Genomic DNA, 7925 nt, shown 5'->3' with positions numbered 1-7925 from the left:
TGAGTGAAACAACAATTAGGTTTATTTTTAACCCCATTGGAATGATGTACTATTGGGCAACTTCGTATCAACGAAGACCTAAAAATAGGATGTGACCTTATATGTGTCACAAGGGAGTATCCTAAATGATCAGATGGCAACACTTACTTAAGAAACTCAGTACGGATGATCCAGTACTGCAAGAAAAGCTGTCGCTCTGGCAAGCACATCCCCACAAAACTCCCCTAGCCTTAATTCAAGGCTTCAGCTTTATTAGCGCCAACCAAGCGACACTCGGTTATTTTGAGACTGAGTATGACGCCTTTGTGAATGCGACTCCCTATGACTTTTCTCCGAGAATTCAATCATCCGGCCGCAACAGTGTTGAATATGCGAGGGAAATGATCCTTGAAGCCATTGCAGGAAATAATGTTGAATTCAACTGGCTACACTTGAGTCAACTCGGCAATGAACTGCCAACTCGAGTAAACCTTTATCGCTGCTATCTGCAGCAACAGCCCGTTGTGCTCGTGGAATTTCAAGCGCTCAATCGCCGTAATCAAATGCGCGAAATTATTACCGATGGCTTTGCCCATATTCCTAAAGAGATTTTGTCGACGACGCTCGAGGAAAGTGCCGAAGCTGTGTATATCACAGACTCAGATGATCAGATTTTGGCCGTTAATAAAGCTATGTGCCGTATTTGCGGTTATAGCGCCGAGCAGCTTATCAGTAAAACCCCTGAATTTTTAGAGTTGAAAAGCCATCATTTAGGGGCAGAAACCGAATGCCAAACGGCACTGAAGCAAAGGGGCTTTTGGCAGGGTGAAACCTGGAAGAAACGTTCAGATGGTAGCAATTTCCCTGCTTGGCAGAGTAGCCGCAAAATCATTACCGAAGATGGCGCTCACTATAATGTGAATATTTTCAGTGATATTAGCACGAAAAAGCTGCTCGAAACTCAGCTGACGACCCGTGCTATGTACGATACCTTGACTGGATTGCCTAACCGATTCCACCTTAAGCAGATCCTCAATACTGCCCTCGAAAAACTTAAAACCGATCCCCTCGCCCTCGGTGCGCTAATGTTTTTAGATCTCAATGGGTTTAAAAATATCAATGACAGCTTCGGCCACTCCATGGGCGATAGAGTATTACAACTCGTCGCAGCCAGACTCGAAGCCGGTTGTATCGAAAAAGCAGACATAGCCAGGATGGGCGGAGATGAGTTTACCTTAGTGCTGCAAGACTGTAGCTGCAAGGATGAAATCCAACTGTTTGCAGAACAGATACTCAGCTTATTTGAGAGCCCCTTTGAAATTGAAGGACAAAAGTTTTTCTTAGGCACAAGTATCGGCATTGCACTATTTCCGACCCACAGTGATAAGGCGGGACAACTGATAAGTCTTGCAGATACGGCCATGTATTGTGCTAAAAAGAGCTTACCGCACCTCGTATTTTACGATAAGGCTATGAGCCAGGCCGCAGAGTTAAAGCTGCAGTTAATCAATAGTCTAAGACATGCTCACAGCTTAAAACAGTTCACTCTCGCCTATCAGGCCATAGTGGATTTACACACAAATCAAACGATTGCAGCCGAAGCATTACTGCGCTGGCAAAAATCACCTACCGAGTATTATGACGCTGCCGACTTTGTACCATTGCTGGAAGAAACAGGGTTAATTGTCAGTATTGGTCAATGGGTATTAGAACAAGCTTGTGTGCAAGCGGCACTATGGCGGGCACATAATCAGGCAGACTTTAGAATTTCAGTCAATGTGTCACCACTGCAATTGGAACACTTAGACTTTATCGACCAAGTAATTAACGCCTTGGACATGGCTAATTTACCTGCTGAAGCACTGATTTTAGAAATCACCGAATCGGCACTGTTACGCCAACCTGAGCAAGCACGACTCACTCTCAACCGCATAAAAGCCCTAGGTGTCAGCATTGCCATAGATGATTTTGGTACTGGATTATCCTCACTCAGTCGTTTAGGCACTTTGCCCATAGACAGTGTAAAAATTGATGCCGAGTTTGCCTTGCGCTTAAACGAAGTTTCAGGACAAAAGCTCTGCAATGCCATAGTGCAACTCGCGCAGGCACTCGATATTCACTTCGTCGCCGAAGGTATAGAGACTCAACAACAAAGGGACATAATGACAGACATGGGCCAAGGTTTTGCCCAAGGATTTCTTTTTGGTTATCCGAGTTCAGTCGATAACTTCACCCAAACCTTTCTTGCGGAAAAACATATAGCTTAAAGCTCGATAGCCCTGCCAGCACGCCATCAACTAATGGTGATTAACAATAGAATTACTCCCCTGCAAAGCCAGTTATGGACTGGCAAAGCACTCTCAACATTCGCACCGAACAATGAACACCTATTCAACTGTTTTCTAGGAAGAGTTTGATTAGAATGAGAGAAGAAACAGAGGCGTTACAGAAGTATTCTTGCGGAAAAACATATAGCTAAAGCTCGATAGCCCTGCCAGCACGCCATCAACTAATTGTGATTAACAATGGAATCACTCCCCTGCAAAGCAATTGGCTGGCAAAGCTATCTCATCATTTGCTGCGCAAATGAATCCTTGATATTAAACCGTATTTCACACTAAGTTAGCGTGATCTGAATAAGATTTTGACTAATTTAATTCGTACGCAGTATCAAAACTCAATAACTTAAAGGCATTAAATCAGACCTAAAACCTCTAAGGCTAAATAATGTCAAAACATTCACTTAGTCTCGCAGTTAGGTTTGTTTGAGTTCTGATAACGAGCCTGCACAGTGCTCGGCATCGCCTTAATTCGCAGCTCAACCATAGCATCAAATGCCGCCATTAATGGCTGAACATCCAGTGCTGGATCAAGAGCGCTTAGCATATAAGCGCAAGCTTCTAAGGTCGATAAACTGTCGCTACGACTCGACTTACGGATCCGATAACGCGACTCATAACCGTCAGCCAAATGCACCGCTGGATACTGGGTTAACCAAGGATTCAGCTGCAACATCTTAAATGCCTTACGCCAAGTACCATCGAGTAAGAGCAATACACAATCTGGGTTGATAGGCTGCTGTTCAACACTCACACTTTGCTCAGAGGGATAGACGAGATAAATAGGCTTATTACATGCCGCTAAATATTCCCGCAAACCATTGAAGTCGGCCTCGTTTTCGCCCACATAAACTTGCGTTTCTGCGACCACAAGACTCAATACCCGCACACTATTTTTTTTATGTTCGACTTCACTCGGGTGCTGTAAAACCACCAACTGAGTCATTGGAGAGATAGGCTGAACACTCGCACACAGACAAGCATTCTGCGGATAACGACAAATAGCACAATAGTGGCGGGACAAGCTTTCCCCCTGTTTGAGTAAGTTATTTTACGAGTATACCAAAGGATAAAGAGGTACAAGGCACAATAAAAAATACCCACAGTTCGCGGTCAAACAAACTGTGGGTAAAGGGTGTACTCTGTGATTAACGACTTTGTAATTAACCTGTGCTGCGAACTAATGCTCGCCAGCTAACTGCTCTTGATGCCAGTGGTCAAATCGACTCAGCGCCATCATCAATAATAAGCCGAGAGGAAATACGCCCATCACTAAGGCCACAGCATAAGGTGCGGTTAAACTCGTTTGTTGTACGAGTCCAGCAAGCACGGACGCACCGCTCATCTGAATAAAACCTAACATAGCCGCGGCAGTTCCAGCTCGTTCACCAAAGGCCGACAGAGCCATACTGGTCGCTGGACCGAGTAAGAAGGAAAATCCAACCCCTAACATCAACATAGGCAACATAAAGGCAAACGCTGCCATCATTCCAGTACTCGGACCGAATTGCTGACCAGCCACAGTGAGTGCTGCAGACAAAACGAGTATGGACAGGGCCAAAATCGTTGTAGGACGATTACCGAGTTTGCGAATGATCAGGGGTGCAGTAAAACAGGCCACGATATTAAACACGGCATTGAAACCAAATAGACCACTAAACATGAGCTCAGAAAGCCCTAAATGCCCAATCAACCATACTGGCGCATACGACACGTAACACAAAATCGCGGCCATCGCTGACATACAAGCAAAGGCATAAAACAAAAAATGAGCGTTACCCAGTACAGGCTTATATCGACCCCAACGGTAAAGTGGGCCAGTGGTGACCGTATTGGCAGGTCGAGTCTCAGGTAAGCGATAACCGACAACAAGCATCATCAACATGGCATATAACGTCATGAAGACGAAGGTTGAGCGCCAACCAAATTGCATTGCCAATAAGCCGCCTAAGGTCGGTGCTAATGCGGGAATAACGCAAATGGCGCCATTTAAGTAACTGTAAATCTTAGCGCCTTCCTTTTGATCGTAGCAGTCACGTACGGCGCTGAACACCACAATAGAAGTCGAACAGGCAGCCAAACCTTGCAGCAAACGGGCAATCTGTAACCAATGAAATTCGACAGCTGCAGCTGCTAAAAGGCTACTCGCACAGTAGAGTAACACCCCGAAAATAGCCACGGGACGGCGACCATAACGGTCGGCTAATGGCCCAATCAACACTTGACCTAAACCCATGGCGAATAAAAATAATACGATCGTAGATTGCACATCACTGGCAGATACGGCGAATTCTGCCGCCATAGTCGGCATTGAAGGTAAGTAAATATCGATGGCTAATGGGCTAAGAAGCACCATAGACATCAGGATAGGTAATAGATTGCGCCGCATAAATAATCTCAGTTGATCAGGAAAAGGTATTTCAGTGGGCGCTATTTTAATTAACTCAAGGTATGAACAGAAATGGTATAATTTCCAAAGTAAATTTCCTCTGAGGAATATCTGTGAATATCGACAACTTAGCCAGAATCGATCTTAACTTGCTGGTCATACTCAAAGTTCTGCTAGAAGAGCAAAGCGTGACTCGCGCCGCAAGCCGATTACATATAAGCCAGTCTGCCCTCAGCAAAAGCCTAAATCGGCTCAGAGAAACCTTAGATGATCCGCTATTTCAGCGCACGGCCCACGGCTTAAAACCGACGGCGCATGCCCTCATTCTTGGGCAAAAACTGCCGAATATTTTGCAAGACTTGTATCAACTCACTCAGCCTCCGACCTTCAATCCCGCCAGTAGCAATCGACAATTCTCCTTTGCCATGGTGGAAAGCGCCTATGAAACCTTAATCCCATATTTTATTGGCCCTATGCTGACCACGGCGCCCAATGTCAAACTTGACTCCTATGTCTGGACCGAAAAGTCGATGCAAGATTTGCAACAAGGGCAAATTGATTTTGGTATTTCAGGGCGGGATTTGCATCCATTGTCCGATTTTCAGGTGGATCGCCTACCTGAAGGGATTGCCTATCAAACACTGTTTACCGATCAACAAGTGTGTTTAGTACGTGAAGATCACCCATTGATGGCTGCGCTGACTTCAGAACAATGGGATCTCCCACTCTACCTCGACATGGCCCATGTGCAGGTTCGCTGTGAAGGCAGCGATTGGTGGGCGTTGGATTACTTTCTTGCCGATCTCGGCCATCGACGCCGGATCAGTACAACAGTACCCGATTTTTATGGTGCCGCCAGTGTGTGCGCCCACAGCGATTTAATTTTCACTCTGCCTTCGAGCTTTGCACGGCACGCCTGCCAGCTCTATCCGCTTAAACTACTGCCCTTACCCTTCGAATTTATGCCCATGGCCTATGTATTGTTATGGCATCAAAGAAATGATGAAGATCAGGGGCATAAATGGATTAGAGAAACGATTTGCCAGAGTGTCGCTAAGCTATTTACTCCCGCAGAAATGCTTTAATACCAAATCTCCACCAATAAAAAGCCCGATAAAGCAAAGGCGTTATCGGGCTTTTATCAAAGTGAAACACTACAAGTAGTAACTACAGAATAAAGGTCGCGACCTGTGCATTAAGATCATTAGCACGGGCTTTTAAGTCTCGCGCCTGTGCCAAATCAGCCATGGCCGAGGCGGTAATCTCATCGGTCACATCTTTAATCGCAACCGTATTTTGAGTGATTTCACCCGTCACTTGAGTCTGCTCTTCCGCTGCAGTCGCAATTTGGCCTGCCATATCTGAAATCACGTTGACCGCTTGTGTAATCTCTTCAAGGGCTTTTGCCGCCGCATTCGCATCATCAACACTGTGACCCGCTAATGCTTGGCTGCTTTCCATTAAGCTGACGGCTCTAGCGGTCGTTCGTTGCAGCGTTTCGATCGTGGTGTGCACTTCTTGGGTCGAATCCTGAGTACGGCGTGACAGTACACGCACTTCATCGGCGACCACGGCAAAGCCACGGCCCTGTTCACCAGCACGAGCCGCTTCAATAGCCGCGTTAAGCGCTAATAAGTTGGTTTGCTCTGCAATCCCTTGAATCGTTGCTAGAATGCTTGAAATTGATTGAGCATGACGGCTCAAATCCCCAATGACATCGGTCGCTTGAGTGACTTCATCGGCCAACGAATTAATCGAGTTACGGGTTTTATTGACTAACTCTTTACCCTGTAAACTGCTCGCTGCAGATTGTTGAGCCGCCGTCGCCGTGTTTTCAGCATTGGCCGCAATCTCATTGGTCGCACTCGCCATTTCTGTGACTGCGGTCGCGACCATAGCCACTTCTTGTTGCTGACGTTGCAGTTCAGCCACCGAGGTTTGCGTGGTGGTAAGACTACGTTCAGCATCAGCATCTAATTCATTCGCTAACTGACGGATATGGCTGATCAACTGATGTTGACTACCGACAAAACGGTTAAAGCTGTCGGCAAGTACGCCCACTTCATCTTGAGTATCGACGGAAATACGCTGAGTTAAATCACCGTTACCATCGGCGATACGTGCCAGTGCCTGCGATACTCGGCTCAACGGGCCCAGTAACATGCCAACTAACCAAGAAATCGCTAACACACTCAAGAGCAATACAAGTGCCGATAGCCCCAGCTGAGTAAGTAACAGGCTCGTGAGTGGCGCTTCTAGCGTTTCCTTATCAAGCACTAACACTAATTCCCAATCTGTATTAGGGATATCTACGCCCCAGACTAGTTTGTCACGGGCTTCATTTTCAAAATACATAGGTAACAAAGCACCAGCTTTACGGCTTAATTCCGGTAAGCTGTTATTCAGTTCGTTGTCGATATCACCTACTGGTTTCATCGTCTTTGCCGGATCTTTATAAGCGATAACCGTGCCATCTTTGTGCATCATGACTGCATAACCATTAGCCGGTAACTTCATCCGATTAACTTCTTCGATGAGATTACTAATCGACAAGTCTCCTGCAATAACTCCACCAGCAACAGGCTCGGCCAAAGTCACAACTAGAATGTTAAAAGCAGTATCGAGATAAGGTCGAGTTAATACACTCCCACCGGTTCGCGTAGCCTCTTGATACCAAGGTCGTGTACGAGGATCATAATTTGTATAGTCAGTTGCTGGCTCTGAGTCTCTCATATTACCGTTAGACTCACCAAAATATGTCGATTCAAATCCTCCCGATTGTTTAGCCTGTTTCATTGCTTGCACAATGTCATTATTCAACTGCCCACTGATTCCTTTAACAATTTGCTGGCGACTTGCAAGCCACTCACCAATCAGTAACGCTTGCTGGTCTCCAAGACGTTGAGCCTGTTCTAAGTTTACGTCTAAAAGTACTTTCTTCTGACTTGTATAACTTTGCCAAGATAACAGTAAAATAACTGCTGAAAGAGCAAGAATTACAGATGAAAGGATTTTCTGCCTTAATGAATATGATTTCATAATATATTTCACAAATAAAAACAGGATAATTATGCCGACCAGAAAAATAACTGCTTCCAGTAGCGCTTAGTTTACTTAGATACGTCAAAATGACAGTGAATGAACTCACTCCTGTTTGTAAAAATAAACAAATTCATAATAAAAGCCAAGGAAAATCAACGTACACGTCTGAGCACTGG

5 protein-coding genes are annotated in these 7925 nt (G+C 45.4%); 2 read left to right on the top strand and 3 right to left on the bottom strand.

The annotated features are described in order from the left end of the window. The first annotated feature begins 125 nt into the window (after positions 1-125). A complete protein-coding gene (locus K5Q99_RS20780; protein WP_063882411.1) occupies positions 126-2246 on the top strand; it encodes a putative bifunctional diguanylate cyclase/phosphodiesterase in 2121 nt (706 codons plus the stop codon). A gap of 472 nt (positions 2247-2718) precedes the next feature. On the opposite strand, the gene K5Q99_RS20775 is transcribed toward K5Q99_RS20780, so the two are convergent. After that, positions 2719-3342: a tRNA-uridine aminocarboxypropyltransferase gene (locus K5Q99_RS20775; protein ID WP_220778007.1), complete on the bottom strand. Its 624-nt coding sequence runs from the start codon at positions 3340-3342 to the stop codon at positions 2719-2721. A 156-nt stretch (positions 3343-3498) separates the two neighbouring features. Then, positions 3499-4707, bottom strand: a complete 1209-nt coding sequence (locus K5Q99_RS20770; RefSeq protein ID WP_106649064.1) for a multidrug effflux MFS transporter — start codon at positions 4705-4707, stop codon at positions 3499-3501. Positions 4708-4820: 113 nt separating this feature from the next. Between K5Q99_RS20770 and K5Q99_RS20765 the strand changes: the two genes are divergently transcribed. Continuing rightward, positions 4821-5792 carry a LysR substrate-binding domain-containing protein gene (locus K5Q99_RS20765; RefSeq protein WP_107949830.1) on the top strand — a complete coding sequence of 324 codons (972 nt, stop codon included), beginning with the start codon at positions 4821-4823 and terminating at the stop codon, positions 5790-5792. Positions 5793-5874: 82 nt separating this feature from the next. Here K5Q99_RS20765 and K5Q99_RS20760 read toward each other — a convergent pair whose 3' ends face one another. Further along, on the bottom strand, positions 5875-7746 hold the full coding sequence (locus tag K5Q99_RS20760; protein ID WP_220778006.1) for a methyl-accepting chemotaxis protein: 1872 nt from the start codon (positions 7744-7746) through the stop codon (positions 5875-5877). Positions 7747-7925: the final 179 nt, after the last annotated feature.

The organism is Shewanella hafniensis (assembly GCF_019655335.1).
GTDB lineage: Bacteria > Pseudomonadota > Gammaproteobacteria > Enterobacterales > Shewanellaceae > Shewanella > Shewanella hafniensis.
Note: the sequence above shows the minus strand (reverse complement) of the source record. Positions and strands in the feature narration are given on the sequence as shown.

Excerpts from the sequence above, each read along its gene's own strand:
- K5Q99_RS20760 (WP_220778006.1), bottom strand. The coding sequence starts at position 7,746 with ATGAAATCATATTCATTAAGGCAGAAAATCCTTTCATCTGTAATTCTT.
- K5Q99_RS20770 (WP_106649064.1), bottom strand. The coding sequence starts at position 4,707 with ATGCGGCGCAATCTATTACCTATCCTGATGTCTATGGTGCTTCTTAGC.
- K5Q99_RS20780 (WP_063882411.1), top strand. The coding sequence starts at position 126 with ATGATCAGATGGCAACACTTACTTAAGAAACTCAGTACGGATGATCCA.